Source organism: Acinetobacter sp. SwsAc5 (assembly GCF_013391485.1).
GTDB classification, from domain to species: domain Bacteria; phylum Pseudomonadota; class Gammaproteobacteria; order Pseudomonadales; family Moraxellaceae; genus Acinetobacter; species Acinetobacter towneri.
Genome location: NZ_JACAXD010000034.1, coordinates 1 through 26,658, shown reverse-complemented (window position 1 = coordinate 26,658; position 26,658 = coordinate 1). Strand labels below are relative to the sequence as shown.

Here is a 26,658-nt window from a genome sequence, read left to right as displayed (position 1 = left end):
TATTTAAGTGATGTGCTGAAAAGGTTGCCGACACATAAAGTGACTCAGATTGAAGAATTGCTACCACACCGCTGGAAACCGGAACCGAATTAAAAAATAGGCATGGGGTTCAGCGGACGCTTACGATAGATGTAGAATTAATGACGCTTCGCCAACAAGCTATTCGACAGACGATTTAACCATTGTGGGCTAATACTCGAAAGTTGCATTAGGGTTTTGGCTTTTAAACCGACCGCACGATGCGTATTGGTCAGAATCGAATCTTTAACCGTCGCTTGTTGATACACCACCTGGGCGACATCTTCTGTCGATAAATGCACGCCCATGTTTTGAATGGTGGCTGCATCCATATCTTTCACCATTGCAGTTTGTACAAATAGCGGCATGACATCTAAGACCCGAATGCCGTATTTTTGCCACTCTATATCTAAACCTTCCGTAATGCCACGTACTGCAAATTTGGAAGCAGAATAAGAAATTAAATCGGCTTGTCCATAAATCGCAGATGCCGAAGACAGGTTAATCACCCGTGCAAAACTTGCTTGTTTTAAATAAGGCAAAGCCGCATGACAACCGTTTAATACACCATTCACATTCACTGCCATAGTCCGATGATGCGCTTCTATGGGTGTGTCTTCAAATGCGCCTGAGTAGAGAATTCCTGCATTATTCACCAAAATATTCAATTCACCTGCCCATTGGCAAAAATCGGATAACGCAGCTTGCCAACTGGCATAGTCTGCTACATCAAGCAAACCTGCATGTGCACGCTCACCCAATTGTTCTGCCAATTGCTGTGCTTGTGCGAGATGAATATCATAAATACCGACACGGTAACCTTGTTGATAAAACAATTGTGCGATTGCGGCACCAATGCCTTGTGCAGCGCCACTAATCAAGATACTGTGCATTTGAACTTGCTCCCTGATGTTATTTTTGTTGTGCATATCGTCCTTGCCATCTGAGCATAACAAAAAAATGGTGCATTCGTGCAATAAATTGAAATAAGGAACAACCCATGCAGCAATTGCTTTCAATCATGCAACAGTTACGTCAACAATGCCCGTGGGATCAAAAACAAACCCCAGAAAGTTTGACTCAATACGCAATTGAAGAAGCTTATGAAGTTGAAGCGGCAGTGCGTTCAGGCAAGGTAGATGATGTACGTGATGAGCTGGGTGATTTGTTGTTGCAAGTGGTGTTTCAGGCACAAATGTATAGCGAGCAAGGTGCATTTGATTTTCAAGATGTGGTACAAGCCATTTGCGATAAATTAATTCGTCGGCATCCACATGTGTTTCAGGCAGAACAGTTTGCGCAGCTTAGCGCAGAAGATGTCGCTGCCTTATGGAAAACCATCAAACAACAAGAAAAACAGGGTAAAGCAAAGTCACGTTTAGATGAGGTGAAACATGCACCCGCTTTGGTGCAGGCACAGCAAATTCAGCAGCATGCGGCACAATTGGGCTTTGACTTTCATACCGTGCAAGATGCGTATGGCAAGTTAGAAGAAGAATTGCAAGAATTACAACAGGCGATTCAACAGCAACAATCCGATGAAATACAGGATGAGTTAGGGGATTGTTTGTTTTCTTTAATCAATGTTGGGCGTAAACTTGGCGTGTCCAGTGAGTTGGCATTATTGGGCACAATTCATAAATTTAGAACACGCTTTGCTTACATTGAAGATCAGGCCGAATTACAACAAAAAACAATAGAAGATATGACTTTAGAAGAAATGGATCAACTTTGGGAGCAGGCAAAACAACAATTAAAATGACAGGTTTTGCGGCAACATGAATATATCGCAGCAATTAAAAGTTTCTTTTCGCTTTTTTTCTTTCGGATGGCAGTACTGGCTTGCATTGCTGTTATGCAGTATCAGTGTATGGAGTACAGCACAAAATGTGCAGTCCAAGCATGTTCAGGTGAATAGCCACAGTTATGATCAACATTATTTAAAATGGAAAGCGCCGCAAGCCGCGCAAGATCAGCGTTTAAGTGCGGCTCAAACCACATCATCAAGCGCAGAACATTATTTAGCACGTCCTACTCAGCAAAGTGCGCATACAAATCAAGTGCGTTTAAATAGCGCTTCACTAGAACAATTGCAGCAATTGTCTGGGGTGGGCATGAAAAAAGCACAAGCGATTGTGGAATATCGAAAACAAAATGGAAAATTCCAAAGTATTGAAGAACTTCAGCAAGTCAAAGGGATTGGGTCTGCCTTATTTGCCAAGAATAAACACAAGTTGGCATTGTAGCTGCAAGCAGAATTTTAGCACTGCACATTGCAAAATTAGCATGTGAATCAAATTGCCCTTTGATTGTGTTAGAGATATGATTAGCGACATCTTATCTGTTTTACGTTCAGACGTAGGAGACAGCGTCTTTTGCAAACTTTGCGCGCGTCAAAATGTGGTTTATCTACCGCTCAATTACCTTCTTCCATTTTAGATGTTCTAGATGCTTTAACCAAAGCAGGCTATGAAGCCTATATCGTCGGTGGTGGAGTTCGTGACTTAATGTTAGGGCTAAATCCGAAGGATTTTGATGCCGTAACCAATGCCACACCCTCACAAGTGAAAGAAGTTTTCGGACGACGTTGCCGAATTATTGGACGACGTTTTGAGCTGGCGCATGTCTATGCAGGGCGTGAACTAATTGAAGTGGCCACTTTCCGTGCGCCACCGAAAAAAGCTGTGACTTCTGCGGCGGGGATGATTCTGCGCGATAATAACTGGGGCACAATCGAGCAAGATTTTGCCCGTCGTGACTTTTCAATCAATGCGTTGTATTACCAGCCACGCAAAGGCATCGTGTTAGATTTTTGCAATGCCGTAGATGATATAAAGCACAGAAACTTGCGTTTATTGGGCGATCCAACTTTACGTTTTGAAGAAGACCCAGTGCGTATGCTGCGTACTTTGCGTTTTGCTGCCAAATTAAATTTCAATATTGATCCAAAAATTCTTAAAATTTTTACGCCTGAAATGACGCAGTTATTGCGTGATGTATCGCCACACCGTTTATATGATGAGTCGCAAAAACTCTTTACGATGGGACATTTAAATAAAGTCCTGCCGATGTTGATTGAGTTTGGTATTTGGCGTCAGTTATTTGCCGACATCAAGCCAGACATCAACTCATTTATTGAACGTGCAGCAAAAAATACCGATCAACGGATTGCGATTGGTAAAACCATCAACCCTGCATTTTTCTATGCGGTGCTGTTGTGGCAACCGTTTTTAGAGCGTTGTGACTTTTATCTTTCTAAAGGTGTGGTGGCAGCCGAAGCGCGAGCCCAAGCAGGTTTAGATGTACTGAAACGTCAGGCGACACGTACCATTATTCCTCGTTTTGCTGAAACTTTTATTCGTGAAGTTTGGGAAATGCAAACCCGTTTATTGCAACCGAAACCACAGCAAATTGAAGCATTGTCTGGGCATGCGCGTTTCCGTGCAGGTTTTGACTTTTTATTACTGCGTGAAAAAGCAGGCGATAGCTCGACTTTAGGAATGGGTCAGTGGTGGGATGCCTACCAGCTTATGAGCACCGATGAAAAAGAACGTGCGATTGCCCAATATAACCGATTACGTGCCAAGAGCCGCCGTAAAACAGCGCAAGAACCTGTTGATGTGGCACCAGCAACACATGCTGCCGATATGCAGATTGAACCCTTGGTGAATGAGCCTGAGCCTCGTAGTCGACGTGCGCGTAAAGCCAAACAGTATGAAGAAAATCGGGCGCAATTGACTGCTACAGCAAACGGTTCAGGTATTGGTGCAGATCATCCGATTTTAAAACGTAAACGTGTGCAACGTGATTTAAGCCAAGTGATTTTTGGGCCAACACAATGAGCAACATCACCTATATTGGTTTAGGCAGTAATTTGGGCGATTCGCGTCAAATTTTGACTGAAGCGGTGCAAAAACTGGCAACTTTGGGGCAAGTGCAGACTTCTAAACTGTATCAAAGCCCACCAATGGGGCCACAAGATCAGCCTAATTATTTGAATGCTGTGGTACGTTTAGATACCGAACTTGAAGCCTTGGCATTGTTAGATGAATTACAGCGTTTTGAACAAGAGTCGGGTCGGGTGCGTTTACGTCATTGGGGTGAGCGTACGCTAGATTTAGACTTGTTGATTTATGCTGATGCCAACATTCAAAATGAACGTCTGACTGTACCGCATGTGGGGGTGTTAGAACGTGATTTTGTCGTCATCCCGTTGTTAGATTTGGATGCTAACTTAAGCGTTAAGGGACAATTATTAAAACACTCGCCATTGCTTGAACATCCGAGCTTAACTGTTGTAGATGCCAGCAATTGGGCAGGGCTATAAAGTTTTAAATTAAGCATGCGTGATGCTTTTTCCATAGAGGAATATTTTCATGATTAGTTTAAGTGACCTAAGAAAATTTAAAGCGGAAGGTCGAAAATTCTCCTGCCTGACTTGCTATGATGCAAGCATGGCGAAAGCAATGGAAATTGCTGAAATTGATACGATTTTAATTGGCGATTCTTTGGGGATGTCCATTCAGGGGCGTGACTCAACCTTGCCTGTCAGCGTGGCGGATATGGCTTATCATACTGCGGCGGTGCGTCGTGGTAATCAACATGCTTTTATTTTGACTGACTTGCCATTTATGAGTTATGCCACCTTAAATGATGCATTGCAAAGCTCGAAAGAGGTGATGCAAGCGGGTGCACAAATGGTCAAAATGGAAGGTGGTGCATGGCTCAGCGAAACCGTTGCAACACTGACCCGTAATGGTATTCCTGTCTGTGTACATTTAGGTTTAACGCCACAATCGGTGCATGTATTTGGCGGTTATAAATTACAGGCACGTACCCGCGAAGCTGCAGATAAACTGATTGCTGACTGTAAAGCTGTGGTAGAAGCAGGCGCGGCGATTCTGTTACTAGAATGTGTGCCAGCACAGCTAGGTCAAGAAATTTCTGCCTTGTTCCCTGAAATTCCAGTGATTGGGATTGGTGCAGGTGCAGACACTGACGGTCAGGTACTAGTGGTGCAAGACATGCTGGGGCTGACTTTTGGTCGTGTCGCAAAATTTGTACGTAACTTTATGAAAGAACAAGCGGGTGAAACTGCCATTTTGGATGCATTTAAAGACTATCATGCTGCAGTTCAAGATGGTTCTTTCCCTGCACGTGAACAAACTTTCCAAGTCGAGTTGTAATATGAAAACTGAAACCACAATTCAAGGCTTAGCGGCTTCATTACAGCCTGCACGCGCTGCGCGTAAAACCATTGGTTTTGTTCCGACTATGGGCAATTTGCACGAAGGGCATTTGACCTTGGTGCGCGAAGCGAAAAAAATATGTGATGTGGTGGTGGTCAGTATTTTTGTCAATCCAATTCAATTTGGCCCTAATGAAGACTTTGACAGTTATCCGCGAACTTTAGACCAAGACAGCCAATTGTTGGCAGAGGTCGGTTGCGACATTATTTTTGCGCCTTCAGTTGAGCAAATGTATGGTAACAAACCACGTTTGACCAATATTTCAGTGAGTGAGATTACGGCAGACTTGTGTGGCTTGCAGCGTCTTGGACACTTTGATGGTGTTGCGGTGGTCGTGACCAAATTATTCAATATGGTACAGCCAAACTATGCTTTCTTTGGTGAAAAAGACTATCAACAACTGGCAGTCATTCGTCAGTTTGTACGCGACTTAAATATTCCGCTAGAAGTGATTGGCGTGCCAATTGTACGTGCGGCAGATGGTTTGGCGCTTAGCTCACGTAATGGGTATTTGAGTGCAGAGCAGCGTCAAATTGCACCGACAATCTATCAAAGTTTAAAGGCTGCTGCACAAGCATTACAGCAAGGTGAAACTTTGTCACAAGTGTTAGCGAATATTAAAGCAACATTGACAGCGGCAGGCTTTGTTGTGGACTATGTAGAAGCGCGTACAACAGAATTGCAGAAAATTGAAGCATTTAGTGAAGATCTGGTGTTATTCGTTGCGGCAAAATTGGGCAATACACGTTTAATTGATAATTTGCAGGTCAAACATTCTGCATAGCTGGCAATAGAAGGGTTGCATGCCATGAAACGTATTTTGATCGTGACAGGTCAATCGGGTTCAGGAAAATCTTCGGCATTACAAGTGTTGGAAGATTTAGGTTATTACTGTATTGATAATTTACCTTTGGCATTGCTCCCCGAAATTGTGGATAAACTGGATCAGGAAAATAACTTGGAACAGTTGGCATTGGGGGTAGATGTACGCAGCACCCGTGCCGACTTGCAAGAGTTTGATTTGGTATTTGAGCAACTGCAAAAGCATGGTTCAGTCGATATTATTTATCTGACCACGCAAGATCAGGAATTGATTGCCCGTTTTAGCGCATCACGCCGTCCGCATCCACTCTCTAGCCGTTTTAAAAGCTTGAATGAATGTATTCAAGAAGAAAAAAACTTGTTGATGCCGATTCAGTTCCGCTCTACGGTGCATATTGATACCACGGACAAAAGCGTGCATGATTTAAAACATGTGTTGTTGTCTAAACTTGGGCAAACCGACAACCTGATTGTGATTTTACAATCCTTTGGCTATAAGCACGGAATTCCCTTAGATGCCGATTATGTGTTTGATGTGCGTCATTTGCCCAATCCCCATTGGGATTTGGAGCTAAGAAAACATTCAGGCTTAGATGCACCTGTGCAGGAATTCTTGCAACAAAGTCCGCAAACCCATGAAATGTTTCAGGACATCCACCAGTTTTTAGAAAAATGGTTGCCAGCCTTTGCCGAAGGGCATCGTCACTACATCACCATTTCAATTGGCTGTACGGGTGGGCAACACCGTTCCGTTTATATCGTAGATAGACTAAAAAAAGCACTTGAGGCAAAATGGTCTATTCAAGTCTTACACCGAGAAATGAAGCACTGGTCATGATTGACACAACTGTTGACGTAATTAATAAACTAGGTTTACATGCACGGGCATCTGGGAAACTGATTGAAGTGACCACCAAATTCCGTTCGTCAATCCAAATTGGTAAAGGCGACAAATTGGTTGATGCCAAAAATATTATGTCCTTGCTCATGTTAGGTGCAGGCAAGGGAACTACTTTACGCTTGGTGATTGATGGTGCAGATGAAGAAAAAGCTTTATCTGATATTCAAGCACTGTTTGCAGCAAAATTTTACGAGGCAGATTAATCGTGGCACGTCGACCGCAACGTTTTACCGAAGATGACTTTGAATCTTTAGAAGGGCGTGCAAGTAAAACCGAACAGAAAAAAGCCGTACAACGTATGGCTGCACTGGGCGAACAATTGGCGCAGTTAAGCGCCAAACAAATTCAGAAACTTCCAGTAGAAGAGCGTTTAATTGATGCTTTACTGGAATTGCAAAGCATTACTTCACATGAAGCACGTCGTCGTCAGTGTCAGCGTATTGGTAAATTGTTGCGTAATGAAGATGAAAGCGTAATTTTGTCTTATTTGACACCGCAACAAGGTGCGAAAAAAACCGCACAGTTACAGCGTTGGGTGGAACGAATTATTAAAGACGGCGACCCTGTGATTAATGATTTTAGTAAAACCTATAAAGCGGCTGAACGTCATACGCTGCGTCAGCATGTGTTGCGTATCCACCGTGATATGAAACAGGAAGTGTCTGCGGAAGAACTTGAAGCATCTAAGCTCAAGTTGTTTAACTATGTGCAGCAAGTGGCTTTATTGTCAGAAAGCTAGATTAGCGTACCTTATCTAAGAAGATAGATAGCGTGAGCTGATGATTGCACAAAAAAACGACTCATGACGAGTCGTTTTTATTTGGTCTTTTAATATAGAGATTTTCAAATTTTAGCCAAACTCACCGACTGAACGCTCTTTGGCCCATTCACGCAGTACAAATTTTTGTAATTTACCTGTCGATGTTTTTGGAATTTCAGTAATCACCACATCCTTTGGTACTTTAAAACGCGCCAAATGTTGACTGCAATAGGCAATAATTTCTTCAGGGCTGACCTGCTTGCCTTCTTTCAGTTCAATAAAGGCACACGGGACTTCCTGCCAACGTGGATCTGGTTTTGCCACCACTGCAGCAGTCAAAATTGCAGGATGTTGATACAGCACCTCCTCCACTTCGAGTGAAGAAATATTTTCACCACCTGAAATAATCACATCTTTAGAGCGGTCAGTAATTTTGGCGTAGCCATCGGGTTGGCAGACAGCTAAATCGCCCGTATGGAACCAGCCACCTGCAAATGCTTCTGCGGTGGCTTCTGGGTTTTTCAAATAACCTTTCATCACGATATTGCCACGGAACATAATTTCGCCCATGGTTTTGCCGTCTTTTGGTACAGGTTGCATGGTTTCTGGGTCTAAAACTTTCATGCCATCTTGCAGCGGATAAGGCACGCCTTGACGCGAATGTAATTGTGCTTGTTCTTGAATGGATAGGTCGCTCCAGCCTGCTTGAGAAGCACACAGCGCAGATGGGCCATAGGTTTCAGTTAAGCCATAAACGTGAGTTACGTTAATGCCAATATTGCGCATACCTTCAATAATTGCTGCTGGCGGTGCAGCACCCGCAACCATCACTTCAACACGGTGATCAAACTGGGTCTTTTTCTCCTCAGGGGTGTTGATGAGCATCGACAAGACAATTGGCGCACCGCAGAAATAATCGACTTTGTGCTCTGCAATTAATTTAAAAATCAGTTCAGGGTCGACTTTACGTAAGCAGATATTGGTGCCACCGTTGGCTGCCATCGTCCATGCAAAGCACCAGCCATTACAGTGGAATAGGGGCAGTGTCCATAGGTAGGTTGCACGTGGGGTCATCCCGCAGGCAATAATATTACTGGCTGCATTAATGTAGGCACCGCGATGATGATAGACCACGCCTTTCGGGTTGCCTGTCGTGCCAGACGTATAGTTCAGGCTAATTGCATCCCATTCATCTTGTGGCAAATGCCATTCAAAATTTGGGTCACCTGCAGCCAGCCAAGTTTCGTATTCAATCTGTCCGATGCTAAGGGCATTGGCAGCATGCTCATATTCTGCATCGTTGACATCAATCACGTAAATTTCATGATTGACCATCGCTAAGGCTTCTTGTGCCAAAGCCGCAAATTCAGGGTCAACCAAAAGCACTTTGGATTCTGCATGATCGAGCATAAACGCCAGTGTTTTGGCATCTAAACGAGTGTTTAGTGTGTTCAGCACTGCACCCGCCATTGGCACAGCAAAGTGTGCTTCTAGCATGGCAGGAACATTCGGAAGCAGCACCGAAACAGTGTCATTTTTGCTGATGCCTAAATTTTGAAGTTGATGTGCAAATTGGCAGCAGCGCAAATAAGTTTCGCGCCAGGTAATTTGACGTGAACCGTGAATAATCGCGTTTTGGTGCGGGTAAATATAAGCTGCCCGTTCTAAGTAACGTAACGGGGACAAGGCGACAAAGTTCGCAGGGGTACGCGGTAATTCATCGTATGCGCTGACCATTGTTATTCTCCATAATATGTGTCGTTATTTTATCCAACTTAAAAAGATAGGGATTTTATGGCAGCTTTGCAGTTATGCTTTAGTCGAAAATCTGTTGTTTTTGTTTTGAATCGCTTGTAAGTACATTTAAAAAATAGTTTAAGTAAAATTTAGCAGCTATTTTTTATTCAATAAAAATAGTAGCTTATTGGAAAATATTAACTTATTCTGTCATTTGGCTTTTATAGAGTGATGGGCTGAGACCTGTCCAACGCTTAAATGCACGTCGAAATTCGCGTAATTCACTAAAGCCAAGTTGTTGGCTAATTTCAGTCATGCTCAAAGGCTGTTGTAGCAGTTGTTTGGCTTTATTTTCCAAAACGTGTTGGCGCAGGTTTTGGAAGTTGCAGCCTTCGGCAAGTAATTGTCTGCGTAAATGTCTTTCGCTCATTTGAAAATGTTGTGCCGCTTGGTGCATATCAAAGTGCTGAGGTAAATGCTGTTCGATTAGATAACTCAACACGTGTGCATATTGCTGTTGATTAATCGCCTGCATATCCTGATACGCTTGTTGGCAGACACGCAGGGCGGTGCTGTAATTGGCGGCACTAGAGGTTTTAATTTGGCGTCCTAAAATCTCTGGTCGGAACACCAAAGCATTCATGTATGATGAAAAGTGCAGAGGACATTGATAATGCACCTGATAAGCCTCTAAATAGTCGGGTTGGGCAAAACTAAAATGCACTTCGACCAAATCTTGATGATTGCCAAGCATGACGTCTAAGCAGCTAACAATACTGGAGAGGACTTCATCGCAAAAAAAGCGCAGTAAGTTCCCCGTGGGATAACGCTCTTTCATCACCAGTGTAGGAGAGGTCGAGGAAAAATCGTACTCCAAATCCATCACACTGCCTGAAATGGGATGGTACTGCAGTCCTGTCTGTAAGGCTTCTACAACATTTTGACTGGACACCATGGCAAAACCGAGCATGCCCATGGAAATCAGCCCCTTGTCACGTCCAATTTCTAAGCCTAAATGTGCACATTGAGTGTCTTGCAGGGCGCGTGTCACCACTTTGCAAATATCTTGAAATGAAACAAAACCATTGCCTTGGACGATTTGATCAAGATCTTGAGAAATTCCCTGAAACCATGGTTGATAGGGGATCTGTTGTTCTTTGGCGTAATGAATCAGACCTGACAATAAGGCAGGCGGCACGTGCTGCAGCAAGTAGTTTGAAGTTGCTGACATAAGTCCGATTATCCCCCCATGCCATTGTCGCTTTGACCCTTATTTGCCGTGATGCAATTTTGTTTAATGGCGTTGATCAGCGTCATGACTGATTGTATAGATGAAAAGGAATACGATTGCAATGTATTTGGTGGGTTGGGATAAACAGGAAATTCATATTCAGCCAAAAGGGCTTGCCATGTTTGGTTATGGCAACTGGAAACATCGTGCCTATGAACAACGAACAGCTTTATTTGCCCGCAGTATTTGTATTCGAACCTTAGACAATAACTTATTAATTTTTTGCTGTCTGGATATGGGGTGTGTGACCTATGCCATGCGTCATTTAGCGATACAGCGTTTACAGCGTAAACTGGGGGAGCGTTTTCAGCCGCAGCGTTTGGTATTGATGGCAACGCATACTCATTCAGCTCCTGGCGGCTGCGGTTATGAAGCTCTCTATAATATGCCAACACCAGGCTTTGTACCCGAACATTTAAATGCAGTGGTCGATGCGATTGTGGGCAGTGTGCTCAAAGCTTTGGCGACCCAGAAAAAACCGATATTTATATGAGCAATGGTCGTTTTGCAGAAGAAACGCCAGTGGCATGGAATCGCTCTTTAACAGCGTATAACCGTAATCCTGATGTATCTCGTAGAACGCTGGAACAGGCACATTTGGCCTTAGATCGTGATATGCAATTGCTTGGTTTTTATCGCGAAGGTAATTTACAGGCAGTTTTTTCTTTATTTGGGGTGCATGCTACCTGTTTAAGCAGTCGTTTAAGCGCTCATGATGGTGATAACAAAGGTTATGCCGCACTTTGTACCGAGCGTGCACTGCAACAACGTGGGGTCAAAAATCCTGTGGCAATTTTTGCCCAAGCCGCAGCGGGTGATGTTTCTCCACATTATCATGGCCCTGAGCAGTCACAGGTACGTGCTGCAATGCGCGATGAAAAAGAATACGAATATACACAGCAAAATGGACGCTATCAAAGTGAGTTGGCACTGAAAGCGTTGGAACATCACAGCACACCGTTAGTGGGTGAGTTAGATGCAGTATGTAGCTATGTCGATTTAAGTAATATTGAAATTCCTGCAGAATTTGCCATGGGACAAACCCAAGCAAAAACCAGTGCTGCCTGTCATGGTGCTGCTTTTTTTGCAGGGACACCTGTAGATGGTGCAGGGGTTGTCCAACCTATTATGAAAGCCATGCAATGGCTGGCACAGCGTGAAAAAAAGAAAAAACTAAGCAAAACGCATGCGGCGGATTATAGTGACTATCAAGCCTTATATGAATCTCAAGGGCCAAAGGATATTGTGCTGGACTGTGGTTCTAAAACCATTTTTGGTAAAGCCCTGACCCATTACCCTAAATTTCTAGATCGGCTGATTGCTGAAATGCATCGACAGGTCAGTGTAGGTGCGATTGAGCAAAGTCTGTTGGTTCCGAATATTGTGCCGTTGCAACTGATTAAAATTGGACATTTGAATATCCTGTGTTGTCCGGGCGAGATCACTACGGTTGCCGCTAAATGCCTGAAAACCACGGTTCAACATTGCTTGGCAGACAATCAGCAGGTGTGGTTAGCATCTTACTGCAATGACTATATGGGTTATGTCACCACCTATGAGGAATACCAACAACAAGCCTATGAGGGTGGACATACGTTATACGGACAGTGGACACTGGCCGCATTACAGACTAAATTCCAGTATTTAGCCCAACAATTAAATTTACCAGCGGCACAGCGGGATGCGCAAACTAATCTACCACCCGATGTGCCACAACACGAATTAGAAAAAAGAACTTATCAAGCTTATTCAAACAATAAAAATGGATCTGCAAAGGTGTTCCATGTGAAACATGAGCACAGTGAAAACAAAGGGATGGAGCTATGAAACTGTAGTGAGCATGCATAAATTTTGAATGCGAGGTAATAAAAATAATGGAAACGCAGAAAAAGGAAATAGCATGAGACAGCGTTGGAGTAACTGGTCAGGTGGGCAACAGGCTCACCCTGACTTTTTACAACCGAGAAATTTGGATGATCTAAAAAAAATTGTGCTCAAGCACGACAAAATTAGAATGGTGGGCGCGGGACACTCTTTTAGTCCTTTGGCCAAAACTGATGATGTGATGATCAATTTAGATCACATTCAGGGGGTACATAATTTTGATGAGCGAAAAAACCAATGCACTTTATATGCAGGTACTCGTTTATATAAATTAGGTGAATGTTTAGCGCCTATACATCAAGCCTTACAAAATCAGGGTGACATCGACCATCAAAGTTTGGCAGGTGTGGTCGCGACAGGAACGCATGGCACAGGGGTTGATTTACCTTGTTTGTCTGCATTGGTTGCCGACTTTGAGTTACTGACAGCACAGGGTGATGTATTGCATTGCTCACCTGAGCAAAATGCTGAAATTTTTGAAGCTGGGCGGGTGGCTTTGGGCAGTTTGGGTATTATGACTAAAATTACCTTACAAAACCGTCCACGCTATAAGCTTAAAGAACACATGCGCTTATGTGCATTAAATGATATTTATCAATATATTGATCGTTGGAAACATCAACATCGCCATATTGAGTTTTGGGCATTTTTGCACAGCGATCAGGTCATTTTAAAAACCTTAGATGAAAGTCGTGGTTTGACTGAGCCACGTCCACAGCACTGGTTGTCTGAAGATCGTCTATTGACTTTCTGTTCGGAAATGACACGCTTATTTCCTGCATTAAACCCATATTTACAGTCTTTGCTTGGTGTATTTATCAAGCCTTCCACACATGTAGATTGGTCGAACCAAATTTTTCCTACACCGCGCAATACCAAATTTAACGAAATGGAATATCAATTGCCTGCTGAACAAGGTCTGGCCTGCTTGCAAGAGTTACTCGCGGTGTTGAAAAAGCAACGGGTTGCCATGTTCTTCCCCATCGAATTTCGTTATGTCAAAGGTGATGATATTTGGTTGAGTCCGTTTTATGGGCGTGATTCTGTGTCTATTTCGATTCATCAGTTTTACAAGCAAGACTGCCAGCATGTTTTTAAATGGGTTGAGCCAATTTTGCAAAAATATCAGGGGCGCCCGCACTGGGGTAAATTGCATACTTTGCAGGCAAATCAGCTCCGTGAGCTATATCCAAAATGGGATGATTTTATGCAGCTACGTCAGCGACTCGATTCTGAACAAAAATGGATGAATCCACATTTAACCGAACTTTTCCTACACTGAAGTTGTGTATGATGCGAGGGTGAAAATGTCAGTGCATTATTTTCAAAAAATGACCCAGCACTTGCAGCAGCAGGGTACTGGCTTGCCACAGTTGATTGTGGATGTTGAGCGTTTTCAACAAAACCTAAATTTTGTTGCAGCGCAACTGCCTGCACAGTTACAACCTAGATTAGTGGTCAAATCTTTAGCATGCCTAAACTTGTTGCAACAGGCCAGTCAGCATCTGAATACACAGCGTTTCATGCTGTTTCATTTGCCGCAAATAGATTACATTGCGCAACAATTTCCTCAGGCAGATGTACTACTAGGTAAACCAATGCCACTGCGGGCAGTTGAGCATTTTTATCAGCAAGTGCAGTCATCTCATTTGAATATTCAGTGGCTGATTGATCAGCCTGAGCGTTTGCAGCAATATTTAAATCTCGCACAGCGTTTTCAACTTTGCTTAAAGATTAATATTGAAATTGACATTGGTTTACACCGTGGTGGTGTGCAAGATCATGCCACCTTTGTGCAAATGCTGGAATTGATTCAGCAACACCCCGAACATTTAAAATTTTCAGGTTTGATGGGTTATGACGCACATGTGACCAAATTGCCGAATGTGTTTCAATTGCAAGCCAAAGCCTATCAAGATTCGCAACAGCAATACCGACACTATAAGCAGCTGATTCAAGATCATTTTCCTGAATTGTGGCACGACAACTTATGCTTTAACGGTGGCGGTAGCCTGACATTTATGCAGCATTGTCAGCACAGTGAATGTAATGATCTGGCTTTTGGTTCGATGTTGCTTAAACCCAGTGATTTTGATTTAAAAATCTTGTCAGATTTGCAATCGGCTTTGTGGATTGCAACACCTGTTTTAAAGGTATTGGCTGCGGTACTAGTGCCAGGCTTAGATCGTTTGCAGTCCTATTTGCCACAATCCAATCAAGCCGTTTTTGTTTATGGTGGCTATTGGATGGCAGATTATGTTTATCCTGAGAGCAGTCATCCACATGCTTTATACGGACGCAGTAGCAATCAAGAGTTGATTCAAGTACCCAAACAGCATCGCATCCAAATAGATGATTATGTATTTTTACGCCCGCAACAGAGTGAGGCGGTGTTGCCACAGTTTGAAGCGGTGTATGCCTATCAACATGGACAATTCACGCCGTGGGCAACCTTTAGGGAATAAAAACAGCTGAAATGCCGATTCTTTGGCTTTTTTAGTACACAAAGGTTTAAACCTGTACGCAAGCCGTGTAAAATTTAAGGCGCTTTTTATTTATACACCGTTTTTATCTTTTGAGGGTCTCCCTTAATCATAATCTCGCGGTGATATGCTCCATGGTACGGGGCATCACTCCTTAAGGATTTTTATCTATGCCTATTATCACTTTGCCAAATGGCGATCAAAAACAGTTTGATCAAGCCGTATCTGTGATGGAAGTTGCTCAAAGCATCGGTCCGGGTCTTGCCAAAAATACAGTTGCTGGACGTGTGAATGATCGTTTGGTCGATGCCTGCGATTTAATTACCGAAGATGCAACCCTACAAATTATTACGCCTAAAGATGAAGAAGGCGTAGAGATTATCCGTCACTCATGTGCGCACTTAGTGGGGCATGCGGTAAAACAGCTTTTCCCTGAAGCGAAAATGGTGATTGGTCCTGTCATTGAAGAAGGTTTCTACTATGACATTTGGATGCCTCGTCCATTTACGTTAGATGATTTGGCAGCAATCGAAGAGCGTATGAAAAAGCTCATCGACCAAGATTATGATGTTGTGAAAAAAATGACCCCGCGTGATGAAGTAATTGCAGAATTCACAGCGCGTGGCGAAGAATATAAATTACGTTTGATTGCAGACATGCCAAACGAAACTCAAATGGGTTTGTACTATCATCAAGACTATTTGGATATGTGTCGTGGTCCACACGTTCCAAACACTAAATTCTTAAAGTCGTTCAAACTCACCAAAATTTCAGGCGCTTATTGGCGCGGTGATGCGAAAAACGAACAGTTACAACGTATTTATGGTACGGCTTGGGCGGACAAAAAACAGCTCGCGGCGTATATCAAACGTATTGAAGAAGCAGAAAAGCGTGACCACCGTAAAATTGGTAAAGCTTTGGACTTGTTCCATATGCAAGAAGAAGCACCAGGCATGGTGTTCTGGCATCCAAATGGCTGGACGATTTACCAAGTACTTGAGCAGTACATGCGTAAAGTACAACAAGACAACGGTTACCTAGAAATTCGTACCCCGCAAGTGGTCGATTTCACGCTATGGGAAAAATCAGGACATGCTGCCAACTACGCAGACAATATGTTTACCACCCATTCTGAAAACCGTAACTATGCAGTAAAACCAATGAACTGCCCATGTCACGTACAAGTCTTTAACCAAGGGCTAAAGTCGTATCGTGATTTGCCAATTCGTCTGGCAGAATTTGGTTCATGTCACCGTAACGAGCCATCGGGTTCATTACACGGCATTATGCGCGTACGTGGCTTTACTCAAGACGATGCCCACATTTTCTGTACCAAAGAACAAATTGGGCCAGAAGTTGCAGACTTCATCAAACTGACTTTAGATGTTTATAAAGATTTCGGTTTTGAAGAGGTGCAAATGAAACTGTCTACACGTCCTGAAAAACGTGTGGGAGATGATGCACTTTGGGATATGGCAGAAAAATCTTTGGCTGATGCCTTGGATGCTGCAGGTCTGGAATGGGAGTTACAACCGGGTGAAGGTGCGTTCTACGGCCCGAAAATTGAATTCTCACTGAAAGACTGCTTAGGTCGTGTGTGGCAATGTGGTACAATTCAGTGTGACTTTAACTTGCCTGAGCGTTTAGAGGCATCTTATGTCACTGAAGACAATGATCGTGATCAGCCTGTAATGTTGCACCGCGCAATTCTTGGCAGCTTTGAACGATTTATTGGTATACTTATTGAGCACTATGCAGGCTTTATGCCACCATGGTTAGCGCCAGTGCAAGCTTGTGTCATGAATATTACCGATTCACAAGCTGCTGCAAGTGAACAGGTCGTCGCAAAACTTAAAGAAAACGGTATTCGTGCTATTTCTGACTTGAGAAATGAGAAAATCGGCTTTAAGATTCGTGAGCGTACATTAGAGCGTATTCCATACTTACTGGTACTTGGGGACCGTGAAGTGGAAGAAGGAACGGTAAACGTCCGTACTCGCTCAGGAACAAATTTGGGTACTATGTCAATTGATGCTTTCATTGACCTAGTGAAAACAGCCGTCGCAGAACGCGGCCGGTATATTGTGGAGTAACAGCGATTAAACAGCCTGACCGTAATCAACAGGGCGGAAAATCTAACCGTCCTGCTTTGAATGATGAAATTCGTGCAAAAGAAGTCCGTCTTGTAGACGAAAATGGTGAGCAAAAAGGTATTGTAAGCTTGGCTGATGCATTACGCGCAGCAGAAAGCGTTGACCTTGACTTGGTGGAAATTGTGGCAAATGCCGAACCACCAGTGTGCAAAATCATGGACTTTAACAAGCATTTGTTTGATCTAAAGCAAAAGCAGAAAGAAGCGAAGAAAAAACAGCATCAAGTACAGGTGAAAGAAATCAAGCTCCGCCCTGCGACTGATGTTGGTGATTACAACGTAAAATTACGTGCAATTATCAAATTCCTTGAAGAAGGGAATAAGGTAAAAATCACTTTACGCTTCCGTGGTCGTGAAATGGCTCACCAACAGTTAGGTTTGGCTCAATTGCAAAAAGTTGAAGCAGATGTAATTGAATATGGTGTAGTTGAACAAGCACCAAAAATGGAAGGTCGTCAAATGGGTATGTTGCTTGGTCCTAAAAAGAAAAAGTGATCCCATCTTGAACAAAAGAAGCACTGCACCTTGGCGGTGCTTTTTTTTGCGTGATGAAAGTGAGCATCTATGTTTCATGTTTATGAGATATGCCATTCGATAAAAAAACTCTACGCAGCGACACGCAACAAACGCTTAAAAACATGCTATAACTAAAACCGCAGTAGAAGAATGCTGGTCAAAAAGCAAAAAAAGTAATGAAGGATAAAACATGATTGATCTTTATTATTGGGGCACACCCAACGGTCATAAAATTAGTATTGCACTTGAAGAAATGGGTTTGGAATATCAAATTTTCCCCATCAATATTTCAGAAGATGATCAATTTCAGCCAGATTTTTTAAAAATTTCGCCCAATAATAAAATTCCTGCAATTGTCGATCAGAACGGTCCGCGTGGTGAGCCAATCTCTGTGTTTGAGTCGGGTGCAATTTTGCAATATCTAGGGCGCAAAACTGGCATGTTTTATCCTACCGATGAACAGGAGCGTGTTGAAGTAGAGCAGTGGCTCATGTGGCAAATGGGTGGTTTTGGTCCAATGTTAGGACAGAATCATCATTTTAGCCGTTATGCACCAGAGAAAATTCCTTATGCGATTGAACGCTATATCAATGAATCCAAGCGTTTGTATGGCGTGTTAAATAAGCAGTTGATGGGGCAAAAGTACGTGGCGGGCGAATATTCAATTGCTGATATGGCTATTTTGCCGTGGGCGTTACGTCATGACTGGCAAAATATTTCGCTGGAAGATTATCCGTATGTACAAGACTATATTACACGGCTGACTGCGCGCCCTGCAGTGCAGAAAGCACTCGCGATTCAAGTTTAAATCTACTTTTATGCTAAGATGCCAGCCACCTGATACCTCACTTTTTCAGGTGGCTTTTTTATTGGATGAGCTATGCAAGAATTTTTTTTAAACTTTACCAAGATTGTTGAGCAAAATGCCAAAGTGTATTGGAGCATTATTTTGGGCATTGTGTCTTGCTTGATCTTATTTGTGATCGAAGCATTTCATGTGCAGAATATGATTGCGGCTTTAAATAGCACAGATCAACAGGTTTTACGTGCTGCGATTGAGCCTGTTACTCAGCGTTATACATGGGCACGTGCGGCACTTATTTTGCTTAGTATTGTTTGGGCGAACTGGGAATATCGTAAAACCAAGCAGGCTTTAGGGCTTTAAATCGTCTATGCTTTGGACGCTGTTTGGTTTATTTTTATCTGCATTTGGTGCGGCAACTTTATTGCCTTTACAGTCCGAAGCTGTGTTGTTGGGGCTGTTATATGAAGGCAGCTATGCACCCATTTGGCTGATTAGCATTGCCAGTCTAGGCAATATTTTAGGTTCTTGTGTGAACTGGTATTTAGGACTCAAGATCGAACATTATAAAGATAAAAAGTGGTTTCCTGTTTCGGCTACACAATTAGAAAAAGCACAGCACACCTACGCCAAATATGGGTTTTGGTCTTTACTGCTCAGTTGGGTGCCGATTATTGGTGATCCAATTACGCTGATTGCAGGTTTAATGAAAGAACATTTTGCCCGTTTTGTGTTGATGGTGAGTCTAGCCAAAATCGGGCGTTATCTGTTTATTTATTTTGTTTATACATGGGTTTAAGCAAGCAACCCCTATTATCTATAGACACTTATGACTGTTCTTGAGCATCACACGTGTTTAAATCAAAATAAATTTCATCTTTTAATTTTGACTTTTTATACAGCCAAAATTGACGCGGTACATCTACTTGAGCAGCTTTCACTGCAGCTAAAACTTGTTGATCAAGTGCGTATTGTCCCGAACCTTGTGTCAATTTCACACGTTTCACTTCGCCATGCTTATTTACTTTGAATTGAAACTTTAACTTACGTGAGTGATTTTTTAAATCTTCCGCACTTAAGTTTAATTGTGGTTGACTACGATACTTAAATTGAACTTTTTGCTGTTGTTGCTGTGCTAACCATTGTTTAGATTGAAAATCAAACTGGCAATCTTCGTGCTGGTTATCCTGAAATCTTAAATTAAAGCTTTGAAAACCAATGGTCGGTACGGCAGTATCTTCTACATAGGTCGGTTGAATTTCAGCAGTGCGAACCGCTTGTAATAAGGCATCATCTAATTTTTTCAGCCCTGTACTTTCTTGAATAGTGGCTTGACTGATTTTGCCGGTTTCATCTGCATAAATACGCACAATTGCAGCTCGGTTTTGTTGATTTAAATCTTCATTTTTATATTTGGGTTGTGGAAACTTGCGCCATGCTAAGCGTGTGGTGAGATGAGCAGGCAAGGCAGCACTTTTTTGTACTTCGAGTGTGGCTTTTGGTGTCGATTTCTGCTGCGGTGGTTTTGCATGGAGATGTGTCGCGCTGAGTCCAAGCAATAGAGTTATATATAAAGATGTTTTCATCATATTACGGTCTTTTTTATCTCACACAAGACGAGGCGAAGTATTGATGGAATTGTGGATAATCGCAAGGGTAATCCGTAACTTATTGCAAATTTTTAGGGTGATGACCTGCACAATTTTTGACAAAGCTTTAGTTTTGCTTTGAGTTGAAGCGCGTGTTCACAATTCCAGTATTTTTCCTGACTTGAATTACGGCAAACGAGTGATGAGACGCTCATTTTTATTTAGCTAATATGCTTTTGTTTTAAGCAAAGATGCTTTAGAATAAATGCTCCCTTACCTGCAGGTCGTTTTTGCAATGGTGCAGACGTGCCGAACAGGTGTTTAAAGAGGTTGTTATGGCTAAGTTAAAAACTCGCCGTGGTGCAGCTAAACGTTTCAAAGCGACTGCTAACGGTTTCAAGCGTAAACAAGCGTTCAAACGCCACATTTTGACCAAAAAATCTGCTAAACGTATCCGTCAATTGCGCGGCTGTGTAATGGTTCACGTGAGTGACGTTGCTGCTGTTCGTGCTATGTGCCCATACATCTAAGGAGATTATAAATGGCTCGTGTAAAACGTGGTGTACAGGCTCATCGCCGTCATAAAAAAATTCTTGCTCGTGCTAAAGGTTACTATGGCGCTCGTTCACGCGTATATCGCGTAGCGTTCCAAGCGGTAATCAAAGCAGGTCAATACGCTTACCGTGACCGTCGTCAAAAGAAACGTCAATTCCGTGCTTTATGGATTGCGCGTATCAATGCGGGCGCTCGTCAAAATGGTTTGTCGTACAGCCGTATGATCGCTGGCTTGAAAAAAGCTCAAGTGATTATCGACCGTCGCGTACTTGCTGACATCGCTATGCATGACGCAGTTGCATTTGCTGCTTTAGCTACAAAAGCTAAAGATGCATTAGCTGCATAAGTCTTGTGACTTAAAAGAAAGACCGCATTTGCGGTCTTTTTTTATGCCTTAAATTTGGGGGGCTGTTGCCATTTCATAAATGGCTTGCGCTGTAGGCTAAAACTGAGCAGATCAGGCATGAAACGCAGGGAATAGTGGGTCTATTGCCAAGTTTCATAACGCAATCTGAGAAAGTTTTAGCCACATGAGCGAGAACAAAGCATTGCTTTGTTTGCTGCGCAAGGGGACAAGCATATTTTTTGCTGCTATTCCGTTATGCGCCAGTCATTTAGAATGACTAAATTTCCTGCCCCATGCCTTATATCAGCTAAAAAAATATGCATCGTCGCAAACATAGACGAATTGTCAACAGACCCTAAGCTTATAAACCAAAATAATAAGCAGCCGCACAAATAACTACAGTCATTAAAATCAGTTTAATCACGGCAGATGTGCCTACTTTATGCGTAGCTGTAGGTGTTGGTATTTGTGGTGAAGCGATGTTTTGTACTTGACTAGGCGTTGATTCAAAAGGATCAGGTGTTTGCACTGGCGTGAGCTGTGCGGTCTGATAATGGTTCGCAACCTTGGTGATAAATTTGGTGTGTAAATCTTCAAGTTTCTGAGAAAAATGACGTAAATTGAGTTGTTCGCTTGGTTCAAGTTCTGTGCCATCGGCATGATAAGGATGCTGGATTTTATTCTGAATGTGTTGATCCAGTGCATCTAAACGATACAGCATCTGATGTGCATAGGCAGCAGGGTAGTCTGCGGGAATTAACGCCAAAGTTGGGTACATGCTTTCAGTTGCGTTTTGAGTAAGATCTACACCGAAATAAGGTTTAGCGCTTTGCTCTGGTTCAACAAACTCTGTAGCACAAGGATTTAAAAATAACTCGGAGCGAATAAAGCGATCAATTTCATCCCAGTTTGGAGAGGCAAAATCTGTATCGAGCTGTCTGGCAAGTTTGTGATTTAATTGATAACGCCACATGACTTCTTGACGTAGCTCGCTCTGTTGGGAAACAGGCGCCATATAATCTTGTTCTGCGGTATACCATTCTGCAAGCTCTTTTCCGAAAATCCAAGCAGATTTGTGCTGTGCCTCGTGACTCACAATAAAGTGTGCAAAAGGCAATAACTCTACATTTGGATTGGGGTTTTTTTCATCATTTAAAATACTTGCCTGATGTAGGCTTAAACGTCGCACACCTTGTTGTTTAAGATGCTCTAACCAGATTTGAAAGTGTTGTGCCAGTAAATGTTGTGACAATAAATCACGAAACTGAATTTGATGCTGGTTAAACACTTGATGCTTGAGCCAATGATTAAAACTTAAATCTTGAGCCAAATATTCATTGCCATAAGTCACAAGGGTAAGTTGCTGTTTCCAAATCTGATCGAGCGCCATAATGTTGAGATCTCGTGGTGATTGGCTTTATCTTATACTTTTTGTATTTCAAGATGCTAATCTAATTTTCATTACATCGAAGCTTCATCAAAGCGACTAAAAACTGTTAGAATACGGGGTTTTTAAATTATTTCTAAATTGTTGCTTTTGAGAGTTACTATGTCACTGGAAGCCCTGACCAATGAAGCGCTCGCTGCAATTGCAGCAGCAGAGGACCTTGCTACACTCGACCAGGTGCGAGTGCAATTTACGGGGAAAAAAAGCCAGCTTGCGGAACAATCCAAAGCACTGGGTAAAATAGACCCTGAACAGCGTAAAGAATTTGGTGCACAAATTCATGCTGTGCGTGAAGCAATCAATGCGGCATTAACTGCGCGTCAAACTGAATTACAACAAGCGGCTTTGGCACAAAAACTGGCGAATGAAACCGTTGATATTACTTTGCCAGGTCGTGGTCAAAGCATCGGCAGTATTCACCCAGTTACGCAGGTACAGGAACGTATTTGCCAATTCTTTACCAAAGCAGGTTTTACCGTGGCAACGGGCCCAGAAGTTGAAGATGACTATCACAACTTTGAAGCGTTGAATATTCCAGGACATCACCCTGCGCGTGCCATGCACGATACTTTCTATTTTGATGTGAATCATTTATTGCGTACCCACACGTCGGGCGTACAAATTCGCACCATGGAAAATCAACAGCCGCCTATTCGTATTGTTTGTCCAGGTCGTGTGTATCGCTGCGACTCAGACCAAACACACTCACCAATGTTCCATCAAATTGAAGGCTTATACGTCGCAGAAAATACCAGTTTTGCAGAACTCAAAGGTTTGTTGATTAACTTATTAAATGAATTCTTTGAAAAAGACTTAAAAGTACGTTTCCGCCCATCTTATTTCCCATTCACAGAGCCAAGTGCTGAAGTGGATATTATGGATGAACGTGGTCGCTGGTTGGAAGTTTTGGGCTGCGGCATGGTGCATCCAAACGTGTTACGCGCTTCAGGCATCGACCCAGAAAAATATAAAGGTTTTGCCTTCGGTTTAGGGGTAGAGCGTTTTGCGATGTTGCGTTATGGCATCAATGACTTGCGTATGTTCTACCAAAATGATGTGCGTTTCTTGCGCCAGTTTGCTTAAAAACAAATTTATACCTCTCCCTGACCTCTCCTAAAAGGAGAGGGGTGTCCATATATGACACAGGATGCTTCTTCTTTGAAAAGAGGGAGTAGAGGGGATTCAAAATTTAGATTTATAGGTTTTATATCAATGAAAATTAGCGAAAATTGGCTACGCACGTGGGTTAACCCAGCCATTGACAGCGATACTTTATCGAATCAACTCACGATGCTGGGTCTAGAAGTTGATGATATGTCACCAGCAGCAAAGCCATTTACAGGCGTTGTGGTGGGTGAAGTCTTAACGGTTGAACAGCATCCAGATGCAGATCGTTTACGTGTGACTACGGTAAATATTGGTTCAGGTGAGCCGTTGCAGATTGTGTGTGGTGCGCCAAACGTGCGTGTAGGTATGAAAGCACCTGTGGCAACCATTGGTGCGGTATTGCCAGGCGACTTTAAAATCAAAAAAGGCAAACTGCGTGGTGTGGAATCACAAGGGATGCTCTGTGGCGCATCAGAAATTGACCTTGAAGATAAACTTGATGGTTTATTGGAACTGCCTGCAGATGCACCTGTAGGTGTGAATGTACGTGAATATCTTGATCTAGATGACCATGTCATTGATATCAGTATTACTCCAAACCGTAGTGATTGTTTCAGTATTCGTGGTATTGCCCGTGAAATTGGGGTGATTAACCAATTGCCAGTGAATACACCTGACATTCAGGCAGTAGCGGCAACTATTCAGGATGAAAAAACTGTACAAAGTTTGACGGAAGGCTGCCCACGTTATTTAGGTCGTGTGATTAAAAATGTAAATACCAAAGCCGCTACACCTGAGTGGATGGAGCGCGCGTTGGCACGTTCAGGTATCCGTCAGCACAGTATTTTGGTTGATATTACCAACTATGTCTTGATTGAATTGGGTCAGCCAATGCACGCTTTTGATGGTGCTAAAATTCAAGGTGGCATTCAAGTTCGTCAAGCGACTGCAGCAGAAAAATTGGTGCTGTTAAACGAGCAAGAAGTTGAGCTGCAAGATGATGTGATGGTGATTGCCGATGACGCAAAAGTATTGGCGATGGCGGGCATCATGGGTGGTTTATCTTCTGCGGTAAGTGATGAAACCACAGAAATTTTCCTTGAATCCGCTTTCTTTGCACCATTGCATATCGCAGGTCGTGCACGTCGTTATGGTTTGCATACCGATGCCTCACAGCGTTATGAACGTGGTGTCGATTTTGAATTGCCATTATTGGCGATGAACCGTGCATCACAACTGATTGCAGAATTTGCTGGCGGCGAATTTGGTCCAATTACAGTGGCAGAACAAGCAGCACAATTGCCAACACGTGAAGCAATTGCGTTAAATCAAGCGCAAGTCGATCAGCTCTTGGGTTATCACGTTGATGCTACATTTATTGCCGATGCTTTAACTCGTTTAGGCTGCGAAGTTACTGTTCAAGCTGAAGGTCAGTGGAGCGTTGTACCACCATCACATCGTTTTGATATGGCAATTTACCAAGACTTAATTGAAGAAGTTGCTCGTATTCACGGTTATGACAACATTCAAATCAGTTTGCCTGTGATTGATGTGCAATTAGCAAAATACCAAGATCAGTTTGAAGTTGCGCAATTACGTCAAACCGCAGTGACTTTAGGTTATCAAGAAGCAATTAGTTTTAGCTTTGCCGATGCAAAATTGGAAAAACAATTAAACCCTGCAGTGAATCCGTTGGCATTGGCGAATCCAATTTCAAGCGATTTGGCAGTAATGCGCTCAACGTTGTTATCCAGCTTAATTCCATGCGTTCAGTACAACGTGAATCGTCAACAAAACCGTGTGCGTTTCTTTGAGTTGGGTTTACGTTTTGATTATCAACATGCAGCAAGCATTCATGACTTGAAGCAAATTCCAACTTTGGCATTGATTGCGGTGGGTGCTAAACATGCAGAATCTTGGCATGCTAAAGCTCAGCCTATGGATTTCTTCGATTTTAAAGGCGATATTGAAGAAATTTTAGCTGCAGGTCGTGTGCAGGTAGAGTATGTTCGTTCAGAGCGTACTTGGTTGCATCCTGGACAATCTGCTGAAATTTTGGTAGATGGTCAGTCTATTGGTTACTTTGGTCGTTTACATCCATCTTTAGAAGATGAGCTGGATTTAGGCACGGCTTGGGTAGCAGAACTCGATCAAACAGCAGTTTTGCAAACTTATGTATCTAATTTTACAGAATTATCACGTTTTCCATCGGTTAGACGTGATATTGCGCTTTTAATTAGTGATAAGATAAATGTAAGCGAAATTCAGCAACTTATTGAAAAAACGGGTGGAGCGCTGTTAGACTCAACTTGGTTATTCGATGTGTATACTGGACAAGGTGTTGAACAAGGCAAGCGTTCTTTGGCTTTTGCTCTGTTATGGCAACATCCAACACGTACACTTGAAGATGCTGAAATTAAATCTGGTATGGATAACATTCTGCAAGTGTTGGAAAACACTTACCAAGCGACATTGAGGGCTTCATGACAGCATTAACAAAAGCAGAAATGGCTGATCATTTAAGTGAGTTCACGAGTTTAAACCGCCGTGAAGCGAAACAAATGGTCGAGTTATTTTTTGATGAGATCAGCCAAGCACTGATCTCTGGCGAGCAAGTTAAACTTTCAGGGTTTGGGAACTTCGAGTTACGTGATAAACGTCAACGACCTGGTCGCAACCCGAAAACAGGCGAAGAAATTCCAATTTCAGCCCGCCGTGTAGTCACATTCCGCGCAGGGCAGAAATTCCGCCAGCGTGTGGGAAATGAGCAGATCGATTGATCTGCTTTTTTTTATGCTTTTTATAAGAGATTTTAGAAAGACGCTGTGATTTAGCAAGACATAGTGATTGATCTTGCAATTGAGAGACTTGAATCGTAAGCGTCCGCTGAACCCCATGCCTATTTTTTAATTCGGTTCCGGTTTCCAGCGGTGTGGTAGCAATTCTTCAATCTGAGTCACTTTATGTGTCGGCAACCTTTTCAGCACATCACTTAAATA

At 42.8% G+C, this 26,658-nt stretch carries 28 protein-coding genes and 1 pseudogene; 23 read left to right on the top strand and 6 right to left on the bottom strand.

Going from position 1 to position 26,658, the window contains the following annotated elements:
• Positions 1 to 93: transposase domain-containing protein (locus tag HYG89_RS14480; protein WP_178867550.1), on the top strand; the 93-nt coding region annotated here is incomplete at its 5' end.
• 44 nt (positions 94 to 137) lie between these two features.
• Here HYG89_RS14480 and HYG89_RS14475 read toward each other — a convergent pair.
• Positions 138 to 911: an SDR family oxidoreductase gene (locus HYG89_RS14475; RefSeq protein WP_104853255.1), complete on the bottom strand. Its 774-nt coding sequence runs from the start codon at positions 909 to 911 to the stop codon at positions 138 to 140.
• A 107-nt stretch (positions 912 to 1,018) separates the two neighbouring features.
• On the opposite strand from HYG89_RS14475, the gene mazG reads away from it, so the two are divergent.
• From mazG to yjgA, 9 genes are all read left to right on the top strand, one after another.
• Positions 1,019 to 1,780, top strand: a complete 762-nt coding sequence (gene mazG, locus HYG89_RS14470) for a nucleoside triphosphate pyrophosphohydrolase (protein WP_004975111.1) — start codon at positions 1,019 to 1,021, stop codon at positions 1,778 to 1,780.
• 16 nt (positions 1,781 to 1,796) lie between these two features.
• The gene (locus HYG89_RS14465; RefSeq protein WP_178868127.1) at positions 1,797 to 2,264 is read left to right on the top strand and encodes a ComEA family DNA-binding protein; all 468 of its coding nucleotides are present in this window, start codon (positions 1,797 to 1,799) and stop codon (positions 2,262 to 2,264) included.
• Between the two features lie 129 nt (positions 2,265 to 2,393).
• A complete protein-coding gene (gene pcnB / locus HYG89_RS14460) occupies positions 2,394 to 3,860 on the top strand; it encodes a polynucleotide adenylyltransferase PcnB (RefSeq protein WP_096901516.1) in 1,467 nt (488 codons plus the stop codon).
• Complete coding sequence (gene folK / locus HYG89_RS14455; protein WP_004975118.1) at positions 3,857 to 4,345, top strand: 2-amino-4-hydroxy-6-hydroxymethyldihydropteridine diphosphokinase; 489 nt, start codon at positions 3,857 to 3,859, stop codon at positions 4,343 to 4,345. Before pcnB ends, folK begins: the two co-directional genes overlap by 4 nt.
• A gap of 49 nt (positions 4,346 to 4,394) precedes the next feature.
• Positions 4,395 to 5,204, top strand: coding sequence for a 3-methyl-2-oxobutanoate hydroxymethyltransferase (gene panB / locus HYG89_RS14450; RefSeq protein WP_096901515.1), 810 nt, complete (start codon positions 4,395 to 4,397; stop codon positions 5,202 to 5,204).
• 1 nt (position 5,205) lies between these two features.
• Positions 5,206 to 6,051: a pantoate--beta-alanine ligase gene (panC, locus tag HYG89_RS14445; RefSeq protein WP_131260754.1), complete on the top strand. Its 846-nt coding sequence runs from the start codon at positions 5,206 to 5,208 to the stop codon at positions 6,049 to 6,051.
• Between the two features lie 24 nt (positions 6,052 to 6,075).
• Complete coding sequence (rapZ, locus tag HYG89_RS14440; RefSeq protein ID WP_004975124.1) at positions 6,076 to 6,927, top strand: RNase adapter RapZ; 852 nt, start codon at positions 6,076 to 6,078, stop codon at positions 6,925 to 6,927.
• Positions 6,924 to 7,193: an HPr family phosphocarrier protein gene (locus HYG89_RS14435; RefSeq protein ID WP_026438354.1), complete on the top strand. Its 270-nt coding sequence runs from the start codon at positions 6,924 to 6,926 to the stop codon at positions 7,191 to 7,193. The genes rapZ and HYG89_RS14435 overlap by 4 nt, the downstream gene beginning before the upstream one ends.
• Positions 7,194 to 7,195: 2 nt before the next feature.
• Positions 7,196 to 7,729 (top strand): ribosome biogenesis factor YjgA, encoded by a 534-nt coding sequence (yjgA, locus tag HYG89_RS14430; protein WP_004975130.1) that lies wholly within the window; start codon positions 7,196 to 7,198, stop codon positions 7,727 to 7,729.
• Between the two features lie 111 nt (positions 7,730 to 7,840).
• Here the strand turns inward: yjgA and HYG89_RS14425 are convergent, their stop codons facing one another.
• Positions 7,841 to 9,487: an acyl-CoA synthetase gene (locus HYG89_RS14425; protein WP_131260752.1), complete on the bottom strand. Its 1,647-nt coding sequence runs from the start codon at positions 9,485 to 9,487 to the stop codon at positions 7,841 to 7,843.
• A 202-nt stretch (positions 9,488 to 9,689) separates the two neighbouring features.
• Positions 9,690 to 10,718: an AraC family transcriptional regulator gene (locus tag HYG89_RS14420; RefSeq protein WP_004975134.1), complete on the bottom strand. Its 1,029-nt coding sequence runs from the start codon at positions 10,716 to 10,718 to the stop codon at positions 9,690 to 9,692.
• Between the two features lie 121 nt (positions 10,719 to 10,839).
• On the opposite strand from HYG89_RS14420, the pseudogene HYG89_RS14415 reads away from it, so the two are divergent.
• The 8 genes and pseudogenes from HYG89_RS14415 (at position 10,840) to HYG89_RS14380 (ending at position 19,414) form a co-directional block, all read left to right on the top strand.
• A pseudogene (locus HYG89_RS14415) lies at positions 10,840 to 12,605 on the top strand (neutral/alkaline non-lysosomal ceramidase N-terminal domain-containing protein).
• Positions 12,606 to 12,678: 73 nt separating this feature from the next.
• Positions 12,679 to 13,944 carry a D-arabinono-1,4-lactone oxidase gene (locus tag HYG89_RS14410; RefSeq protein WP_178868125.1) on the top strand — a complete coding sequence of 422 codons (1,266 nt, stop codon included), beginning with the start codon at positions 12,679 to 12,681 and terminating at the stop codon, positions 13,942 to 13,944.
• Between the two features lie 25 nt (positions 13,945 to 13,969).
• Complete coding sequence (locus tag HYG89_RS14405) at positions 13,970 to 15,127, top strand: alanine racemase (RefSeq protein ID WP_178868123.1); 1,158 nt, start codon at positions 13,970 to 13,972, stop codon at positions 15,125 to 15,127.
• 188 nt (positions 15,128 to 15,315) lie between these two features.
• Positions 15,316 to 17,238, top strand: coding sequence for a threonine--tRNA ligase (gene thrS, locus HYG89_RS14400; RefSeq protein WP_004975142.1), 1,923 nt, complete (start codon positions 15,316 to 15,318; stop codon positions 17,236 to 17,238).
• 5 nt (positions 17,239 to 17,243) lie between these two features.
• A complete protein-coding gene (gene infC / locus HYG89_RS14395) occupies positions 17,244 to 17,792 on the top strand; it encodes a translation initiation factor IF-3 (RefSeq protein ID WP_096902435.1) in 549 nt (182 codons plus the stop codon).
• A gap of 211 nt (positions 17,793 to 18,003) precedes the next feature.
• A complete protein-coding gene (locus HYG89_RS14390) occupies positions 18,004 to 18,621 on the top strand; it encodes a glutathione S-transferase N-terminal domain-containing protein (protein ID WP_004975146.1) in 618 nt (205 codons plus the stop codon).
• Between the two features lie 72 nt (positions 18,622 to 18,693).
• Entirely contained in the window at positions 18,694 to 18,978 is a 285-nt protein-coding gene (locus HYG89_RS14385) for a hypothetical protein (RefSeq protein WP_004975148.1), read from the top strand.
• A gap of 7 nt (positions 18,979 to 18,985) precedes the next feature.
• Positions 18,986 to 19,414, top strand: a complete 429-nt coding sequence (locus HYG89_RS14380; RefSeq protein ID WP_004975149.1) for a YqaA family protein — start codon at positions 18,986 to 18,988, stop codon at positions 19,412 to 19,414.
• A gap of 28 nt (positions 19,415 to 19,442) precedes the next feature.
• Here HYG89_RS14380 and HYG89_RS14375 read toward each other — a convergent pair whose 3' ends face one another.
• Positions 19,443 to 20,204, bottom strand: a complete 762-nt coding sequence (locus tag HYG89_RS14375; protein WP_178868121.1) for an energy transducer TonB — start codon at positions 20,202 to 20,204, stop codon at positions 19,443 to 19,445.
• Positions 20,205 to 20,539: 335 nt separating this feature from the next.
• Here HYG89_RS14375 and rpmI point away from each other — a divergent pair, with 335 nt between their 5' ends.
• Together rpmI and rplT are read left to right on the top strand one after the other, a co-directional pair.
• Positions 20,540 to 20,734 carry a 50S ribosomal protein L35 gene (rpmI, locus tag HYG89_RS14370; protein ID WP_004975152.1) on the top strand — a complete coding sequence of 65 codons (195 nt, stop codon included), beginning with the start codon at positions 20,540 to 20,542 and terminating at the stop codon, positions 20,732 to 20,734.
• 11 nt (positions 20,735 to 20,745) lie between these two features.
• On the top strand, positions 20,746 to 21,105 hold the full coding sequence (gene rplT, locus HYG89_RS14365) for a 50S ribosomal protein L20 (protein WP_004975153.1): 360 nt from the start codon (positions 20,746 to 20,748) through the stop codon (positions 21,103 to 21,105).
• A 361-nt stretch (positions 21,106 to 21,466) separates the two neighbouring features.
• On the opposite strand, the gene HYG89_RS14360 is transcribed toward rplT, so the two are convergent.
• Positions 21,467 to 22,495, bottom strand: coding sequence for a hypothetical protein (locus HYG89_RS14360; protein WP_178868119.1), 1,029 nt, complete (start codon positions 22,493 to 22,495; stop codon positions 21,467 to 21,469).
• Positions 22,496 to 22,654: 159 nt separating this feature from the next.
• On the opposite strand from HYG89_RS14360, the gene pheS reads away from it, so the two are divergent.
• The 3 genes from pheS (at position 22,655) to HYG89_RS14345 (ending at position 26,439) form a co-directional block, all read left to right on the top strand.
• A complete protein-coding gene (pheS, locus tag HYG89_RS14355; RefSeq protein ID WP_178868117.1) occupies positions 22,655 to 23,635 on the top strand; it encodes a phenylalanine--tRNA ligase subunit alpha in 981 nt (326 codons plus the stop codon).
• A 129-nt stretch (positions 23,636 to 23,764) separates the two neighbouring features.
• Positions 23,765 to 26,146, top strand: coding sequence for a phenylalanine--tRNA ligase subunit beta (gene pheT / locus HYG89_RS14350; RefSeq protein WP_178868115.1), 2,382 nt, complete (start codon positions 23,765 to 23,767; stop codon positions 26,144 to 26,146).
• Positions 26,143 to 26,439, top strand: coding sequence for an integration host factor subunit alpha (locus tag HYG89_RS14345; protein ID WP_178868113.1), 297 nt, complete (start codon positions 26,143 to 26,145; stop codon positions 26,437 to 26,439). The genes pheT and HYG89_RS14345 overlap by 4 nt, the downstream gene beginning before the upstream one ends.
• A gap of 126 nt (positions 26,440 to 26,565) precedes the next feature.
• Here HYG89_RS14345 and HYG89_RS14340 read toward each other — a convergent pair.
• A partial coding sequence (locus HYG89_RS14340; RefSeq protein WP_178867550.1) for a transposase domain-containing protein occupies positions 26,566 to 26,658 on the bottom strand: 93 nt, incomplete at its 5' end.

Coding starts and splice junctions, on each gene's coding strand:
- pheT (WP_178868115.1), top strand. CDS start 23,765: ATGAAAATTAGCGAAAATTGGCTACGCACGTGGGTTAACCCAGCCATT.
- thrS (WP_004975142.1), top strand. CDS start 15,316: ATGCCTATTATCACTTTGCCAAATGGCGATCAAAAACAGTTTGATCAA.
- pheS (WP_178868117.1), top strand. CDS start 22,655: ATGTCACTGGAAGCCCTGACCAATGAAGCGCTCGCTGCAATTGCAGCA.
- rpmI (WP_004975152.1), top strand. CDS start 20,540: ATGGCTAAGTTAAAAACTCGCCGTGGTGCAGCTAAACGTTTCAAAGCG.
- HYG89_RS14360 (WP_178868119.1), bottom strand. CDS start 22,495: ATGGCGCTCGATCAGATTTGGAAACAGCAACTTACCCTTGTGACTTAT.
- HYG89_RS14435 (WP_026438354.1), top strand. CDS start 6,924: ATGATTGACACAACTGTTGACGTAATTAATAAACTAGGTTTACATGCA.
- HYG89_RS14475 (WP_104853255.1), bottom strand. CDS start 911: ATGCACAGTATCTTGATTAGTGGCGCTGCACAAGGCATTGGTGCCGCA.
- HYG89_RS14405 (WP_178868123.1), top strand. CDS start 13,970: ATGTCAGTGCATTATTTTCAAAAAATGACCCAGCACTTGCAGCAGCAG.
- HYG89_RS14380 (WP_004975149.1), top strand. CDS start 18,986: ATGCTTTGGACGCTGTTTGGTTTATTTTTATCTGCATTTGGTGCGGCA.
- HYG89_RS14390 (WP_004975146.1), top strand. CDS start 18,004: ATGATTGATCTTTATTATTGGGGCACACCCAACGGTCATAAAATTAGT.
- panB (WP_096901515.1), top strand. CDS start 4,395: ATGATTAGTTTAAGTGACCTAAGAAAATTTAAAGCGGAAGGTCGAAAA.
- rapZ (WP_004975124.1), top strand. CDS start 6,076: ATGAAACGTATTTTGATCGTGACAGGTCAATCGGGTTCAGGAAAATCT.
- HYG89_RS14425 (WP_131260752.1), bottom strand. CDS start 9,487: ATGGTCAGCGCATACGATGAATTACCGCGTACCCCTGCGAACTTTGTC.
- HYG89_RS14420 (WP_004975134.1), bottom strand. CDS start 10,718: ATGTCAGCAACTTCAAACTACTTGCTGCAGCACGTGCCGCCTGCCTTA.
- HYG89_RS14375 (WP_178868121.1), bottom strand. CDS start 20,204: ATGATGAAAACATCTTTATATATAACTCTATTGCTTGGACTCAGCGCG.
- HYG89_RS14410 (WP_178868125.1), top strand. CDS start 12,679: ATGAGACAGCGTTGGAGTAACTGGTCAGGTGGGCAACAGGCTCACCCT.
- mazG (WP_004975111.1), top strand. CDS start 1,019: ATGCAGCAATTGCTTTCAATCATGCAACAGTTACGTCAACAATGCCCG.
- HYG89_RS14345 (WP_178868113.1), top strand. CDS start 26,143: ATGACAGCATTAACAAAAGCAGAAATGGCTGATCATTTAAGTGAGTTC.
- HYG89_RS14465 (WP_178868127.1), top strand. CDS start 1,797: ATGAATATATCGCAGCAATTAAAAGTTTCTTTTCGCTTTTTTTCTTTC.
- HYG89_RS14385 (WP_004975148.1), top strand. CDS start 18,694: ATGCAAGAATTTTTTTTAAACTTTACCAAGATTGTTGAGCAAAATGCC.
- panC (WP_131260754.1), top strand. CDS start 5,206: ATGAAAACTGAAACCACAATTCAAGGCTTAGCGGCTTCATTACAGCCT.
- folK (WP_004975118.1), top strand. CDS start 3,857: ATGAGCAACATCACCTATATTGGTTTAGGCAGTAATTTGGGCGATTCG.
- rplT (WP_004975153.1), top strand. CDS start 20,746: ATGGCTCGTGTAAAACGTGGTGTACAGGCTCATCGCCGTCATAAAAAA.